The sequence below is a fragment of the Ralstonia sp. OTU4908 genome (assembly GCF_038440115.1).
In the GTDB taxonomy this organism is placed as follows: Bacteria; Pseudomonadota; Gammaproteobacteria; order Burkholderiales; family Burkholderiaceae; genus Ralstonia; species Ralstonia pickettii.
In genome coordinates this window covers 1-221 of sequence record NZ_JASATD010000131.1, presented here as the reverse complement: position 1 = coordinate 221, position 221 = coordinate 1, and the positions used below count along the sequence as shown (strand labels likewise).

At 58.8% G+C, this 221-nt stretch carries 1 protein-coding gene; it reads right to left on the bottom strand.

All coding sequences use genetic code 11. From position 1 onward, the window contains the following. Nucleotides 1-64 precede the first annotated feature (64 nt). A partial coding sequence (locus AAHM38_RS25625) for a succinate dehydrogenase, cytochrome b556 subunit (protein WP_446740146.1) occupies nucleotides 65-221 on the bottom strand: 157 nt, incomplete at its 5' end.

Below are 221 nucleotides of genomic sequence, written 5' to 3'. Positions count from 1 at the left end.
GCCGTAGTGCGCGCCCACAACGAGGCGCTTGGGACCGATATTGTTATTTGCCATCAGAGGCTCCTCAGAACAGGCCGAACAGCTTGGCGCCGAACACGACCGTCAGCAGCAGGCTGACGATGAGCACGCTCACAGCTGACTTGGAGGCCGAGGTCTTGTCGATGCCGATATGCAGATCGAGGATCAGGTAACGGATGCCGGCGCAGAAATGGTGCAGATAG